Annotated in this window: 3 protein-coding genes; 1 reads left to right on the forward strand and 2 read right to left on the reverse strand. The window is 75.6% G+C overall.

Features of this window, described 5'->3' with window-relative positions:
• Nucleotides 1-58 precede the first annotated feature (58 nt).
• Nucleotides 59-1,429: a DUF5685 family protein gene (locus ACZ4YY_RS27440; protein ID WP_468295693.1), complete on the forward strand. Its 1,371-nt coding sequence runs from the start codon at nt 59-61 to the stop codon at nt 1,427-1,429.
• A gap of 1,003 nt (nt 1,430-2,432) precedes the next feature.
• On the opposite strand, the gene ACZ4YY_RS27445 is transcribed toward ACZ4YY_RS27440, so the two are convergent.
• Together ACZ4YY_RS27445 and ACZ4YY_RS27450 are read right to left on the reverse strand one after the other, a co-directional pair.
• On the reverse strand, nt 2,433-14,603 hold the full coding sequence (locus ACZ4YY_RS27445; RefSeq protein ID WP_468295696.1) for an amino acid adenylation domain-containing protein: 12,171 nt from the start codon (nt 14,601-14,603) through the stop codon (nt 2,433-2,435).
• A 462-nt stretch (nt 14,604-15,065) separates the two neighbouring features.
• Nucleotides 15,066-16,415 carry an oxygenase MpaB family protein gene (locus ACZ4YY_RS27450; protein WP_468295916.1) on the reverse strand — a complete coding sequence of 450 codons (1,350 nt, stop codon included), beginning with the start codon at nt 16,413-16,415 and terminating at the stop codon, nt 15,066-15,068.
• Nucleotides 16,416-16,418 lie beyond the last annotated feature (3 nt).

Here is a 16,418-nt window from a genome sequence, read left to right on the forward strand (position 1 = left end):
CCGTCCAACCTGCTGTGTCCGGGTATCCGGATCTGATCTGTTACGGGGGCGAACTTCGGTGTTCGGAATCATCAGGCCATGTCGTCATCGGCTGGGCGAGGGCATGCGTACCGAGTGGATGGCCCATCTGTGCGGGCTGTGCCTGGCGCTGCGCGGCGAGTACGGGCAGTTCGCCCGGGTGGCCACGAACTACGACGGGCTGATCGTCTCGGTGCTGACCGAGGCGCAGTCGGAGCGGACCGGCGACTGGCGGCGAGGCGCCGGTCCCTGCCCGCTGCGCGGGATGCGGTCGGCGGACGTGGCGCAGGGCGAGGGCGCGCGGTTGGCGGCGACGGTGTCGCTGGTGCTGGCGGCGGCGAAGATACGTGATCACGTGGCCGACGGCGACGGCCTGTGGGGGCGCCGCCCGGTGACGCTGGCGGCACGCCGAATCGCCCGGGGCTGGGACCGTGCGGGTGCCGCGGGCGGCGCACGGCTCGGCTTCGACACCGCGGTGCTGCTCGGCGCGGTCGAACGCCAGCCCGAGATCGAGCGGCTGACCGGCCCCGGCGGCTCGCTGCTGACGGTCACGGAGCCCACCGAGACGGCAACGGCCGCCGCCTTCGCGCACACCGCAGTGCTCGCCGGCCGCCCGGGCAACGCCGAACCGCTGGCGGAGGCCGGCCGTCTGTTCGGCCGGCTGGCGCATCTGCTGGACGCGGTGGAGGACCTGGACGCGGACCAGGCCTGCGACGCCTGGAACCCGATCACCGTGACCGGTGTGGACCGGGCCGAGGTGCGCCGGCTCTGCGACGACGCCGTCCAGGGGATCCGACTCGCCCTGAGCGACGCCACGTTCGTCGACGGACGGCTGGTACGGGCCCTTCTGGGCGGCGAGTTGGAGCGTGCCGTCGACCGCGCCTTCGACCGCCGTCCTCACCACCAGCACCGCCACCAGAGGCGGGGCCTGCTCACGCTGCCCTGGCCTGAGCGCCCTACGGTGACACGAACGCCCTCGGGGGCCGGCACGGCGTGCGGCGCCGGTGACCTTGTGGGCACGGCCCCGGAGGGTGCCCCGACGGCGTCGGACCGGCCCAGGGAGGGACAGTGCCGACGGTGCGGCCAGTGGCGCCGGTTGTGCCGCGATTGCGGGTTGTGCGTCAGCTGCTGTACCTGCGACGACGACGCCGGACCGGATGACGGGGAGCCCTGGCAGTTCGGCGACGGCAACCGCCAGGGCGGCTCCGGCCAGGGGGGCTCCGGCCGGGACGGTGCCGGGGGCGACGGCTGGTTCGGCGGCCCGGGCGGCAACTCGGGCGGCTCCTCCGGCGGTTCCGGCGGCGGCGGCCGCGGTTCCGGCGGTGGTTCCGGTGGCGGCTCGGGAGACGGCTGCGGCGGGGGCGGTGGCTGCTGCAACCCGTGCAAGTGCTGCTGCGACTGCTGCGACTGAACACGGACGCACCGCGGCCCTCGCCGGCTACGGGGGAGGCTCGCCCCAGCGGAAACCGCAGGCGAGGGCAGACGCGACATCGTCACCTCTGACCGCATGGCGGTGGTGGGGGCCGCGGACTCCAGTCGCCTGCCGCGGAGCCCCCGTGGCGGCGCCGGCCGACCGCTGGGGTGCCCGCTACCTCGAACGGACGGCAAGTGCATCCGGGCCGCACAGCGCCTGACACCCTGCTGAGCCTCGTCACCTGATCATGGCGACGAGGAGCGGCGGTCGGCCCGCCGCTGTCAGCCACCTGCGGTTCCAGGTGGCCGCCGGGGGTCCGTGTCGCACACGGTCTACCTGAAGAGCGGGGAGAACGGCGGCAAGGACCACGCGACGCCGGAGCTGACCTTCTCCAACGCGAGCTGACTCGAGGACGCGACAGTGCCGCGGCGTCCCACGGGCGCCGCGGCTTCGCCGGCCCGGAGCCGTCACCGCTCGCGAGACCGCCACCGTCCGGTGGTCGGTCGGCCCCCGGGCTTGTGGATGCACACCTCCCCGTCCCGCGCGTGAGAGGACGGGTGGGACGCGCGCCCGGCGTGGACGGGCCGTAGCGTGCTGAGCCGGGCCGGACCAGCGCGGCGGCCGGTCCGACGCTCACCGGCGACGTGACGGTGAACGCGGCGGCTCGGCGGCGGGTGGCAACCGCATCGCCTTCACGATCCGACCGTGCGCGCACGCCACGTCGAGGCCTCGGGCGCGAAGTCCTGAGCACGGTTCCCGTAGCGCCGGGTACGGCGGGGCCGGTGCCCGCGCGTGCGGGGCGCAGACCCGGCGAACCGCCTCGGCCACATCGAGCGCCGGCGTTCGAGCAGGAGCTGACGGTCCACCATGGCCAGGGCGAGCTGTCGGGCGGTGAAGCGTCACTGGCTCGTGCCGGGTTCGGTTCTGGCACGGAGCGATCACGTCCGGGACCCGGCGGCCCGGAACGGCGCACGTCCGGCGCAGCCGGGTTCGTGTCGGGTCACCAGCCAGGCGGCCGGGTCGTCGTCGTTGATCTCCCGGTTGTGCCACCCGGTGGCCGTACGCCTGCCGGGAGCGGGGCCAGGACCTGGCCGAGCAGGTGCAGCGGCCCGGCGGTGATCCCCGCCTGTTCCACGGCCCGCCAGTAGGTGAGGGCCGTGGGGCCGTCCACCAGGCCGCGCACGAGGGGTACGTCCGCACCGAAGGCGCACAGCAGCGACTCCGCCCGGCAGGACGCCAACGTGCCGGGCAGCCCGTGCTGCGCCACGGAGTCGGCGGTCGCGACGGCGTCGGGCAGCCCTCGGGCCAGGGTGCGCCGGGTGGCCCCGACCGTGAGCAACCCCCCGCCCACGACGAGGACGTCTGCGCGTTCACGCATCCGGGCGAGCGCGCGACCCGTGTCGAAGCAGTGCGGGAAGCTGTCGTCCACCACCACGGCGCCGGGCCGCAGCCGGTCGACGTCGACGAGGGCGCTGTGTCCGCTGACCGCCGTGACGATCAGACCGGCCTCGTACACGGCGTCGGGCAGACCGGGGTCCGAGGTGCGCACGGCGACCTCCTCGGCCAGACCGCGCTCTCGTAGCGCCCGCGCCAGGTCACGCAGGCGCGCACCGCTGCCCGGCACGTCGCACAGCACGAGCCGGGCGGGCGGCCGCTCGGCCAGGGTGAGCAGCAACTCCAGCGAGGAGGCTCCGATGGAGCCGAGCCCGACCACGGCCAGGTCCGTGTCGGCCAGGTCCCGGTCGGTGGCGGACAGGGCGGCGTGCACCGTGCGGACCACGGAGACGACCGTGGCCGCGTGTCCGGTGGTGACGGCCGCCGGGGTGCTGGACGCGCGCAGCACGTCGAAGCCGTAGCCCGTGAGTGAGGGGATCATGCCGGCCAGGGAGACACAGCGGGCGCCGAGCGAGGAGGCCTTCTCCACGGCCTGGACGGTCCGCTCGGCCAGGGCACCGTCACCGGCGAGTTCGTCGGCGAACACAGGAAGGGCGACGAACCCGGACCGGCCCAGCGGGGTGGTGGTCGTCTCCAGCAGCCGGGGAGCGCCGTCCGGGAACAGCAGGCGGCGTATGTCCTCGCGGGCCGACCGGGTTTCCGGCAGGCCCGCGAGCCGGGCCAAGTGGGCGGGCGCGGGCAGGTAGCCGATGAGGGCGGCGTCCAGGTCCTGCCCGCCGGAGCGGGTGGCCCGCCGAACGGGGCGCACCGCTCGGGAGACGAGCGAGTCGCGCAGTCCCTCGGCGAACGCGGTGAGCGCGGGCCCGTCGAAGGCCGCCGTCGCACCGCGCACGGTGACCCGCAGCCGGTCCCCGTCGGGCCGCACCGCGAGGAAGACGTCCGTTCCGGCCGCGGGCGGCGTGAAGCCGCTGTCCTCGTCGTCCCGCCGCACGGCCAGGAGATGGCCGTCGCGCGGGCCCAGCTCGCCGAAGTCGAGGAAGGTGAAGAAGAACTGTGACGTCAGCGGCAGCCCGCCGGCGTCCCGGGGGACGACGTCCTCGTAGGTGCGGGCGGCGATCGTCTCGTCGACGACCCGGCGCACGCGCCGCGCGAAGTCGTCGTCGGGTGGGGCCTCGGTGCCGGGGCCGAAGGGGCGGACGGCCACGGCGGTGGCGAACGGCCCGAAGACACGGTGGATGTCGGGCAGGGGGTGGTCGCGGCCGGACACGGCCAGCCCGATGACCAGGTCGTCCTGGCCGGTGAGGGCGGCGAGCGCCTGGTGGTAGGCGGTGAGCAGCGGCGCGTACAGGGTGGCGCCCGCCTCGGCGGCGATCTTGCGCAGGGCGGCCACGGCGTCGGCGTCCAGGACGAAGCCGTGGGAGTGGAAGCCCGGTGAGACGGAGCCGTGGGCGGCAGGGGTGGGGGAGCGCAGTCCGTCCGGCTGTCCCTGTCCTGTGTGGGCCGGCGCCCGCAGAGCCGGCTTCGTGTAGGGCGCGCACACCTCGGCTCGACGCCGCCGCGCGTCGTCCTGCTCCGGTCCCGGGTGCGCGGCCTGCCGGGCCAGGCGTTCCGCGTGCTCGCGGAAGGTGCCGCGCAGCTCGGGCAGTTCCGGTGCCGAACCGCGGTCCAGGGCGTCGTGGACGGTGGTCAGTTCCTCCAGGAGCAGGGCGGCGCTGTAGCCGTCGCCGATCAGGTGGTGGGCGTGCGCGACGAGCACGTGCTCGTGCGGGGCCAGGGTGAGCACGCTCAGGCGCAGCAGGGGCCACGCCCACGGTTCGAAGCGGCGGCGCCGCTCGTCATCGACCCGCTGCGCCAGCTCCTGCGGCCCGGACACGGTCTCGAAGGCGACCGGCAGCCGCAGCGACGCCGGCAGTTCCTGCTGCACCGGCGGCCTCGCCCCGGCGGGGAAGACCGTGCGCAGCATCGGATGCCGGGCCACCAGGGTGTCGACCGCCCGCTGGAAACGGTCCCGGTCGAGGGGGCCGGTCAGGCGCAGCCTGGTCAGCCAGGACGCCCCGGTACCGGGGGCGAGGGCCTCGGCGAGCAGGAAGCCGCGCTGGCCGGGGGTGACGGGACAGGCGGCCGGGACCACCGCGTCCGCGGGGCCGCGGTCCTCGGCGAGCGGCCCGGCCCCGCCTCCGCAGGCGTGGGAGCCGGTCGCCTCGGCGTCGACGGCCTCGGCGAGCGCGGCCAGCGTGCGGTGCCGGTAGACGGCGGTGGGCCGGGGCAGCGGGCCGCCGCCGTGCCGGGCGAGCCGGTCGAACACCTGAAGGGCCAGCAGCGAGTCGCCGCCGAGTGCGAAGAAGTCGTCGTGCCGCTCGACCCGCTCGAGGCCGAGCACCTCGCACCAGATGCGGCCGAGCCGTTCCTCGGTGGCGCTCGTCTCCGGCGGCATGTCCACCGCCGGCCGTGCGGTGTCCGCCGTCGGTGCCCCGGTCCGAGCGAGCAGCGCCCGCCGGTCGACCTTGCCGGTGCCGGTCAGGGGCAGGGCGTCCATGAGGGTGATCCGGGCGGGCAGCATGTACGGCGGCAGGGAGTCCGCCAGATACCGCCGCAGCGCCACCACGTCCGGCGACGCATCCGGTGCCGTGGGCGCGACGAAGGCGAACAGACGCCCCGCGTCGGCCAGTACGGCCGCCTGCCCGACGTCCGCACGGGCGCGCAGCACGGCCTCGACCTCCCCGGGTTCGACGCGGTGGCCCCGTATCTTGACCTGGTCGTCGATCCGGCCGACGAACCGCAGCGCGCCGTCGGAGAGCACCTCCACCCGGTCGCCGCTGCGGTACCAGCGGCGGCCGTCCCGCCGCACGAACGCGGCCTTCGTCAGTTCGGGTTCGCCCAGGTAACCGGCGGACAGCCCGACGCCGCCGATGAGCAGCTCACCGGTGCCGCCGGGACCGGTCTGCTCACCGCCGGGGCCGGCGACGAGCAGGTCGGTCCCGGCGACGGCGCGGCCGATGGGCAGCGCCGTTACCTCGTCGGCGGGCCGTTCGGCGACGACGTGGTAGGTGGCGTTGACGGTGGTCTCGGTCGGTCCGTAGAGGTTCACGATCCGCTGCCGCGGACCGAACAGGTCGAACCAACGGCGCACCCAGTCCGCCCAGAGCACCTCCCCGCCGACGTGGACCAGGCGCAGCGCGGACAGGTCCGGCAGCCGCTCACCGCGCCGGAGGCGGTTCTCCGCCGCGGCCAGCAGCCGCTCCCACAGCGACGGCACCGAACTCCACACGGTGATTCGCGCCCGCTCCACGTGGTCCAGCAGCAGTTCCGGGTCGCGCACCAGGTCACGGTCGGCGGTCACCACCGTGGCGCCGGTCAGCAGCGGGGCGAGCAACTGGCGCACCGAGGCGTCGAAGCACGGCGAGGAGGTGTTCGCGAGCCGGTCGCCGGGGCCGTAGGCGAAGGTGGTCACGGCCCAGTCGAGGTAGTTCTCCATGGCGCGGAAGGTGATGGGCACGGCCTTGGGGCGGCCGGTGGAGCCGGAGGTGAAGATGACGTAGGCCGTTACGTCGGCGTCGGCGTCGGTCTCGTCGAAGGAGTCCTCCACTGGTCCGGCCACGGGTCCGGCGGCGGTGACGGGCAGGGCTGTCATGGCGGTGAGCGCCCGTACGGCCGGCCGGGTGCGGTCGTCGTGCACGACCACGCGGACGCCGCACCGGGCCGTCTGCTCAGCCAGCCGGGCCGCCGGGTGCTCCGCGTCCAGCGGCACCCATCCGGCGCCCGCGCGCAGGATGCCGACGACGGCGATCACCGTGTCGGGACCCGGGGAGGTGAGCATGCCCACCAGGTCCCCGCGCCGCACGCCCTGTTCGCGCAGACGGCGGGCGAGGTCACCGGTGGCCGCGTCGAGGGCCCGGTACGTCAGGGTCGTCCGGCCGTCGTCGACGGCGACCGCGTCGGGATCGGTGCGAAACCGGTCCAGCAGGCGGCCGACGACAGTCGCCCGGGGAACGCCGGCGGGCACGGGCGCGAGACGGCCCTCCAGCGCTCGCGGAGAACCGGCACCGCCTATGACCGCGCGCAGTTCCCGCTCGAAGTCCGTCGCGTGACGGACGGCCGTCGCGGCGGTGAAGACACGCTCGGGGACGTTCCAGGACAGCCGCAGCAGGGGCCCGTCCTCCCAGGCCAGCAGGCTCAGCCGGGTGGCGGCCGATCCGGTGCCCGCGGCGGTCGGCCGCACGTCGACCGGGCAGTCCGCGTCCAGCGTGGCGGGGAAGCGGGCGAAGCTGAAGCTCGCCGGACTCGCCGTACGCGGCCCCGAGCCGTCGCCCAGCGGCAGCAGCCGGGCGAGGTCGAGACTGCTCACCGTGGCGTGCCGCTCGCTCTCCAGCCAGGCCAGGCGCACGCGTTCGGCGAGCCGGGGCAGCGGCTCGTCCGGGTCCGCCTCCAGCAGCAGCGGCAGGGTGTCGGCGAGGGGGCCGACCAGCCGGTCGAGTCCGGGCAACCGGGCGTCCCGGCCCGCGCGGGCGACGTTGACCGTGACGGCTCGGTGCCCGCTCCACCGGGCCAGGCAGCGCACGTAGGCGGCGAGCAGGAGATGGAAGAGGGAGACGTCGCAGCCGGCGGCCCGTTCGCGCAGGGCGGCGACGAGCGTCCGGTCCAGGGCGCGGTTCACGGCGACGAGCGGCCCGGGGCCGTCGGCGGCGTCGGGGCGGCCGTCGTAGGGGAGGGGCAGGGGCGTGTGGTCTGCCAGACGGGCCGTCCAGTACGCGATGTCGTCAGCGCGGGCGGCAGGCCGCCGTGCGTCGGCGGCGTAGGAGGCGAAGTCCGCGGCCGGCGGAAGTACGGCGGGGACGCGGCCGAGGGCGAGGTCGGTGTAGAGCGTCCACAGTTCCGTGCCGAGGACGTTCAGGCTGTAGCCGTCGGCGGCCGCGTGGTGCACGGCGAGGACCAGATGGGCCACTCCGGCGTCCTCGGTCACCAGCAGCGCCCGCAAGGGGGGTTCGGCGGTGAGGTCCAGCGGCCTGTTGGCCAGTTCCGTCTCCAGTGCTCGGAGCGCAGCTCCCCCTCCGGGGCACGGCCGCGTCTCGAACCACACGTCGGGGACGGCACCCGGCGTCACGATCTGGTGCGGCACCCCGCCGTCCTGTCCGATCCGCACCCGCAGCATGCCGTGCCGCTCGGCCAGCGCGGTGAGGGCGCTGCGCAGCAGACCGGGGTCGAGCGTCCCCCGGACGGTCTGCCGTACCCAGCCGCGGGCCGGGGTCTGCGGATACAGCACGCTGCTGGTGTGGAGGGCCAGTTGGACGGGGGTGAGCGGGAACGGCACGCCCTCCGCGGCGCCGGACGCGCCGGTGGCCACGTCGCCGGAGGGTGCCGCCACGGACCGCGTGCCGTCGTCGGCGGGCGGAGCATCGAGGTGGGCGGCGAGCTCGCGCACCGTGCCGAACTCGAAGAACAGCGTGGCCGGCAGGTCCCGGCCCAGTGCGCGCTCCAGCCGCCGGACCAGGTCGACCGCGGCGAGCGAGTCGAGGCCGAGCGAGAGGAAGGCCTGGTCCTGGTCCACGGCCTCCGGGTGCAGGTGCAGGGCCTCGGCCAGGAGGGTACGCACCAGCACGCGGGTGTCGGACACGCCGCCGGAGACGGCTGCGGGAGTGGCGGGGACGCGATGATCGGCAGGGCCCGCCGGTAGCCCGCCCCCTGCTGGGCCCGTGACGTCCGCCGGTATGGAGAGATCCGTCCGTATGGAGAGGTCCGTCCGTGACGAGGCGTCCGCTCGTACGGAGGTGTCCGCCCGTACCGAGGTGTCCGCCCGTACGGAGGGGGCTTTGTGGACCGGCACGTCCGCGGCCGGCAGGTCGGCGACGACCAACTGCGCCGTGTCGACGGCGCAGGCCGCACGCAGTGCGCGCAGGGCGTCGGCCGGGGCCATGGGGACGCCCCCGGCTCGCAGGGGCGTGCGGTCCCCGACGGCGGCGGCGAGCCCCGTGCGGGCGACGGCGCCGAGGTTCACAGCCAGCCAACGGCGGCCGGCGGCGCGTTCGGCCGCGGCGAAGGCGTCGAGAAAGGCATTGGCCGCCGCGTAGTCGCCGAGCGCGCCCGCGGCGCCCGGCAGCACCGAGGCGACCGAGGAGAACGCCACGCACAGCTCGGGACGGTGCCCGTGGCGGTCCAGGGCACGTGCCAGCAGCCGGGTGCCGTGAACCTTGGCGGCCAGCGAGCGGTGCGTGTCCCGCAACCCGGTGCCGCGCAGCGACCCGGGCAGGACGACCCCCGCCGCGTGGAAGACGACGTCCGGCGCGGGAATCTGCGCGAGCAGGGCGGCGAGCTGACACTCGTCCGTCACGTCGGCCTGCCGGTAGCGCGCGTCGGCGCCGAGTTCGGCGAGTTCCGTGAGCAGTCCGGCGGGAGGCTCCGGGGAGCGGCCGGCGAGGACGAGGGTGGGGCGCCCGCGTCCGGCGAGGTCCCGGGCGAGCGCCGCGCCGAGGCCGCCCGCCCCACCGGTGACCAGGTAGACGCCGTCCGCAGGCAAGAGGTCGGTGTCGTGCGGCAGGGCGGTGGCGGGCAGGGGCTCGACACCCCGGAGGAGCCGGGTTCCGTCCCGCCAGGCGGCCACGGACGCCCCGTCCGCGACGGCGGTCAACTCGGCGAGGACGGCGTCCAGTCGCCGCTCCGGCGCGTCTTGGGAGGACAGGTCGGCGCAGGCCAGCCGAGCGCCCTCGGTCTCCTGCGGGAACGCGAGCGCAAGTCCGGTGAGCAGGGCCTGCTCGGGGCGGGGCCGGGCCTCGCCGTCGGTGCCGGTGCGGTGGGCGTCCTCGGTGAGCACCAGCAGACGCCGCGCGCCGACCCGGTCGAACTGCCGCACGGTGTGCCGGAACGCGGCTGCTGCGGCCGGTGCGTCGGTGCCGTCTCCCGCCCGCCGCGCCAGGTGCACGACGGTGTGGGCGGACGACATGCCCGCCTGCGCCACCGGAACCCCGCGCTCGGCCAACCGCGCGGACAGCTCCCGCACCGCCTCGGCGTCGGGCCCGGCGACGAGGGTGACCGGGGCCGCTCCGGCAGGCTCCGCGGGGGGAGCGGGCGTCCAGGCGAGCCGGTGCAGAAGCCGGGCGGCGTCAGGGCCGGGCCAGTAGGCCCGCCGCCGGAACGGGTACGTGGGCAGCGGCACGCGTCGTCCCGTCGGCGCCAGCGCGGCGTGGTCGACGGCGACACCGCGGGTCCACAACCGGGCGACGGTGCGCAGCAGCGCGTCGCGCCCGCAGCCGCCCTCCCGGTGCGCCGCGGGCAGGGCGGAGAGCACGGCCACGGGGGTGCCGGGCCGACCGGCGGCGGCCGCGCGCAGGGCGCCCGGCAGGTCGGTGCCGGGCCCGAGCTCGACGAAGGTGTCGTACCCGTCCTCGGCCAGCCGCCGTGCCGCGGCCCCGAACAGGACCGGCCGCAGGACGTGTTCACGCCAGTGGGCGGCGTCGGGAGCGGACTCCCAGTCGGCCGTCAGCGTGCTCAGCAGCGGTATCCGGCCGCTACCGGGCGACAGGGCGCGTGCGGCGTCGGACACCGCCCGCGCGGCCGGCTCCATGAGCGGTGAGTGGAAGCCGTGCGAGACCCGGAGCCTGCGCGCGACGACGCCCCGCGCGGTCAGCTCCGCCACGGCGTCCTCGACCGCCCGCACCGTGCCGGACAGCACCAGACGGCCGGGCCCGTTGCGGACCGCGACGGCCAGGGCACCGCCCGACGCGGCGACCAGGGCCTCCACGACGTCGTCCGCGCCGCGTACGGCGGCCATCGCGCCCTGCCCGGTCAGCTCGGCGATCGCACGGCCGCGTTCGGCGGCGAAGCGCACCGTGTCGGACAGCGGCAGCAGACCCGCGGCACAGGCCGCGGCCAGCTCCCCGACGCTGTGGCCGGTGACCGCGTCCGGTACGACGCCCCAGGCGCCCAGCTGCCGGGCCAGCGCCACACCGAAGGCGACCAGGACGGGCTGGGTGATCTCGGTGCGGGCCAGTTCGGCCGCATCGACGCCGGGATCGATGCACCAGTGCGTGAGGGTACGGCCCCCCAGGGTGCCGAGCGCGGCGGACGCCTCGTCGAGGGTGTCCCGGAACACGGGCGCGGTGGCGTACAGCCGCGCCGCCGTGCCCGGACGCTGGGTGCCCTGGCCGGGAAAGAGGAAGGCGAGGCGGGGGCGTGTGCGGACGGTGCCGGTGAACACGTCCGGGTCCGCGGGCCGGCCCTCCACCGCCCGGCCGCCGGTGGGGGCTGCGGCGAGGGCGGCCAGCCGCGCGCGTACGTCATCGCCGTCGTCGCACACGAGGGCCAGCCGGTGCGGGTCGTCGTCCCGGGACGTGGCGGCCGTCAGGCACAGGTCGGCCGTCGCGATCCGGGGGTGGGCGTCGAGGTGCGCCGACAGCTCGCGGATCACGGCGCCCAGCGCGGGCCGGGTGGTGGCGGAGAGTGCCAGCAGGTGGGGGCCGTCGCCGGTGTCGTGCGGCCGGGGCTCGTGCGGGGGCCGCCCGGTGGCCTGTTCCAGGACGGCGTGCGCGTTGGTGCCGCCGAAGCCGAAGGCGTTGACGCCCGCGACCAGCGGGCCCCCCGAGGGCGGCGCGGGCCAGGCGGCGAGCCGGCCGGGCACCCGGAACCCGGACCGGGCCACGAGTGCGGAGGGCGGGTCGGCGTGCAGCGAGGGCGGCACCTGGCCGTGACGCAGGGCCAGCACGACCTTGACCAGGCCGGGCAGCGCGGCGGCGTTCAGCAGGTGGCCGATGTTGGTCTTGGCCGAGCCCAGCAGCCGGGGGCGTGCGTCGGGGAGCGGGGGGAAGGCGTGGGCGAGGGACTTCAGCTCGACCGGGTCGCCGAGGGCGGTGCCGGTGCCGTGCGCCTCGACGTACGTCACCTCGGCCGGGTCGATGCCCGCTGCGGTGTGGGCGGCGGTGATGACCTCGCGCTGGCGGGCGGGGTTGGGGGCCATCAGGCTCAGCGAGGTGCCGTCGTTGTTGACGGCGGTGCCGCGCACGACGGCGAACACGTCGTCGCCTGCGCGCCGGGCGTCCTGCCGCCGCCGCAGGACGAGGACCGCGCCGCCCTCGCCCGGCACGAAGCCGTCGGGGTCGGCGGCGAACGCCCGGCTGCGGCCGGTGGGCGACAGGGCCTGCGCGGCGTGCAGCATGCGGTGCGCGGTCGGGGTGAGGTGCAGGTTGACGCCGCCGACCAGGGCGATGTCGCACTCGCCCGCCGTGAGGCTGCGGCCGGCCAGGTGCAGGGCGACCAGGGCGGAGGAGCAGGCGGTGTCGACGGCCAGGGCCGGGCCGTCCAGGTCGAAGGTCTGCGCGATCCGCGCGGCGAGCAGGTTGGGCAGGTTACCGGTCAGCGCCGAGGCCGGCAGGTCCGTGCCGCCGTCCCGGGCGGCCCGCTCCAGCAGCTCCCGGTAGCCGCTGTCCCCGGCCGTCGTGAAGACGCCGATGCGGTGGGCGCGACGGCGGGGACCGGCGTATCCGGCCCGCTCCAGGGCCTCGTGCGCGAGCTCCAGCAGCAGGCGGGCCTGCGGGTCGAGGGCGTGGGCCTCCTCGTCGGACATCCCGAAACGGGCCGCGTCGAAGACGGCCGGATCCTTGAGGAAGGCACCCCAGCGGGCCGGGGGCACCCGGTCGCCGCCCCAGCGATGCGGCGGCACCGGAGTGACGAGGTCCCGCCCCTCGGCGAGCAGCCGCCAGTACGCCTCTGGTGTGTCGGCACCGGGAAAACGGCAGGCCAGCCCGACGACGGCGAGGGCCTCGTGTGTCCGCCGGGCGGGGCCGCCGGAGCGAGCCGCACCGGGCCGGCCGTCCGGCCCACCACGATCCCCGGCGCCCTCGCCGCTGTGCGCGTCCGCCAGGAGGTGACCGACGAGCCCGGCCACCGTGTCCGCCCCGGCGCGCAGAGCCGCCGTCTCCAGCCGTACACCGAAGGCGTCCTCCAGTGCGGCGAGCACCTCCATCGCCTTCAGCGAGGTGCCGCCCAGCGCGCGGAACGACGCGTGGGCGTCGATCCGCGCGCCGTCCAGTCCCAGCACGTCGGCCCACACCTCGCGCACCACCCGCTCGGTCGCCGCCCGCGACCGCGGGACACCGGAGCCGCCCGGCGCCCGCCGGCCGACGGGAGCGGTCGCCGCGGCACCGCGACCGCGTACGACGACACGGGAGTACCGGCCCGCCTCGAACCGGTCCCGCAGCACATGGCGGCGCACCTTCCCGCTGGTGGTGCGCGGGATCTGGCCGGGCGGCAGGGCGATGACCCGCACGTCGTCGTGGAAGAGCGCCTCGCCCACCCGGGCGGCGACCCGTTCCAGCACCTCGTCGGCCGAGCGGGGCGGCCGGGACCAGGAGACGAACACCACCACGCGCTCGCTGCCGGTGTCGGGGTCGGTGGAACCCACCACGGCGGCCGTACCGGACGGCAGCCCGGGAGTGGCGGCGGCGACGTCCTCCAGGTCGGCGGCGTGGTGCTTCAGCCCGTTCAGGAACAGTACGTCCTTGTGGCGGCCGGTGACACACAGCCGTCCGTCCCGCAGGAAACCCACGTCCCCGGTGCGCAGCCACCCCTCGGCGGTGAAGGCGGCGGCGGTGGCATCGGGCAGCCGGCGGTAGCCGCGGGCGAGTTGGGGACCGCGCACCTGGATGTGGCCCACGCGCCGGTCGCCGAGGTCACGCCCGGCGTCGTCGACGATCCGGACGGAGCATCCGGACACGGGATACCCCACGTCCATGAGTTCGACGGCGGAGCCGTCCGTGTCCGGGGCGTCCACCGCCCGGCCGCGGCTGAACGCCGCGCGGTCCAGCGCCAGCGGCACGGCGACCTCGCCCGGCGGCGGAAACGTCACTGCAAGGGTGGCCTCGGCGAGACCGTAGACCGGCTGGAGAGCATGCGGCGCCAGACCCGCGAGCCGTGTACGGCGGGCGAAGTCGCGCCAGACGGACGCCGAGATCGGTTCGGCGCCCACCACGACCCGCCGGACGCCGGTGAGGTCGAAGCGGGCCATGTCCTCGTCGGACAGGCGCCGCGTCGCCAGTGCGAGGGCGAAGTTGGCGGCCGACAGATGCGTGGCCCGGTGCGCGGTGGCCGTCTCGAACCAGATTCCGGGCCGTCTGGCGAACGTCAGAGGACCGATCTTGACCTGCTTGGCACGGGCGGCGAGCGGCGCGAGATGCGTGCCGATCAGACCCATGTCGTGGAAGTACGGCATCCAGCTGACCACCACGTCGTCACCGCCCAGGTCGGAGACCGCCACGATCTGACGCAGGTTGGCGGTCACCGCGGCATGAGTGAGTTCGACGCCCTTGGGCACACCCGTGCTGCCCGAGGAGAACTGCACGAACGCCAGACGATCGGGCTCGCACGGGGCGGGCCCGTCCAGTTCGTCGCCGTCGCGCAGCGCGTCCAGCCGCAGAACGGCCGCCCCGGACGGCAGGTGCCGCACCAGGTCCTCACCGGCGGCGTCCACGAACACCGGTGGCCGGCCCAGGTGCTCCCACACCGGCACCACCCGGCGGACCTCCGCCGCGAGCGGCACCGGCACCAGACCCGCGCCGATCAGCCCCCACAGCATCACCTGGAAGTCCTCGCTGCGGTCGGCCACCAGCGGCACGCACGTGCCGGGTTCGACCCCGGCCGCACGCAGCCCCCCGGCCACCCGCCGGGCGGAGGCCAGCAGCTGTGCGTAGGTCACCTCCAGCTCGTCACCGTCGCCGCGTACGTGCACGGTCACCTGCTCGGGGGCCTCGCGGGCGGCGTCCCGCAGGACGTTCCACAGGGTGTTGTCGCTCATCGTCCGTTCTCAGCAAGTCGAGGGAGCCCGGCCACGGGTGGCCTGACCGTCCGTACACCGGCGGAACGTGAGCCGTGAGGCAGTGCCCGAGGCGTTGTGCCGCACGCATCGCCGAGTCGTCGCCGACTCGGCGCCAAGTGGTGGTGGAACATGTGCGGGCGATCCAGGCGCCGCAGCCCGGCTCGTCAGCGGCGTCCACCCTACGGGATTCGGCGCAGTTCACTCACGGGAGGCGGCCGACCCACGCGGGCGAGGTACTGCCCCCGGCGAGGTGGAAGGCCGCCACCTGAAGGCGTCCTGTCGGCGGGGTGAGGCCCTTGATGGGCACGGCGCCGCGGGCGGCACGACGTCATGGCGGCGCGACTCGCGGGCGCTCGTCGCGGCCTGCCGGGTCGCCCCGGTCGCGCTCGAGCGGGGCCGCGGGGGACCGGTCGGCTGCGGTGCCGGGCGTGCGGACCGGGTTCATGCCTGTGCGAGCAGCGGGTCGTAGGGGGTGGAACACCGGCGGCCGGACATGAAGGACAGGAAGTCCTTGACGAACGCGGCGCGCGAGCAGGCCCCTTCGACGTCGGCTCTGTCGCGTTGGAAGGCGGTGCGGAACAGGGCGCGGTGTTCGTCGGCGTCGATGGTCTGGTTGCCGTCCTTGTCGGTGGCGTCGAAGAGGACTTCTGCGACGTTGATCAGTGCGGGTCCGGCCAGGGAGGGAACGGCCGCGGCGTACTCGTAGGCGCTGATGCGGCCGTCGCCGTCGGCGTCGAGGGCGGCCTGCAGTTCCCGCCACCAGTCGGCGAAGGCGTTGTAGAGCCTGGTCTCTTCGGGTTCGTCCAGGTCGAGGCGGCTGGACAGCTCGCGGGCCATGGCCGCGAGGTCGGGCCAGTCCAGGTAGCCGTTGCCGGTCTGGTCCAGCACCTCTCGGAAGAACTCTTCCGCGCTGCGCTGCACCCCGCCTGCGGGGGCGGGCCCGGGTTCCGGGGGCAGAGGGGTGATGAGCCGGATGAGGGCTCCGGCCCGGTTCATCCGGTCGCGCAGGGCGCTGATCGTCCGTGCCCGTGGGTCGTCGCTGTCGGGGGAGAGGGCCAGCAGGTCGGAGATGCTGTCGGCCCTGATCCAGCCGCCGGGGAGGAAGCGGGCCAGTCCGACGGCGAGGTAGGCGCCTTGCATCACGGTCTGCGCGCCGGGGAGTTCGGGCAGACCGGCCCGCCGGCGGAACGCCTCGGGCAGGGACGCCACGGTGATCGCCCCGAGGAGAGGGCCGGCAACGGTGCGGCCGGCCGCCCACAGGGTGGGCAGGGCGTGCAGCAGGGGCGGGGCCGGCAGGTGGTCGAAGAGCTTGTAGAGGACGATGCGCATCGCCTCCGTGTTCTCCAGCTCTTCCTCCACCACTCGGTCGTAGTAGCGCCAGAAGTCGTTCAGGGAAGGCGGCAGGTGCCCGGAGGTGTCTCCCAGGGCGGCGAGGAACGCCTGGAACTGCGCGTACAGCCGCTCCATGGCCTGCTGTTCCAGAGGCTGTCCGCTCAGCCGGCACATGGTGACGGCGCTCTCGAACATGGTCGCCACCACCCAGGCCCGCACGGCGGGGTCCATCGCGTCGTACGGGCGGTGGTGGGCGTCGGTGCCGTTCAGCCGCGCGTGCAGGCGGTTGAGCCGCGCAGCCTCCCGGTTCCGGACGTGATCGTCGGGACCGAACATGCGCTGCAGGCTCACGAGCGTGTTGCGCAGCCGCCGCCAGGGATGCGCCACGAACGTGGAGTTGTCGATCAGGGCCGCCCCGATCTGCGGGTGGGCCGCCTCCAGGACGGTCGCCCGGACCATGGC

Source organism: Streptomyces sp. NPDC030143 (genome assembly GCF_055573695.1).

Bases quoted from the DNA above. Each gene is read 5' to 3' on its own strand.
- ACZ4YY_RS27445 (WP_468295696.1), bottom strand. From the start codon at position 14,603: ATGAGCGACAACACCCTGTGGAACGTCCTGCGGGACGCCGCCCGCGAG.
- ACZ4YY_RS27450 (WP_468295916.1), bottom strand. From the start codon at position 16,415: ATGGTCCGGGCGACCGTCCTGGAGGCGGCCCACCCGCAGATCGGGGCG.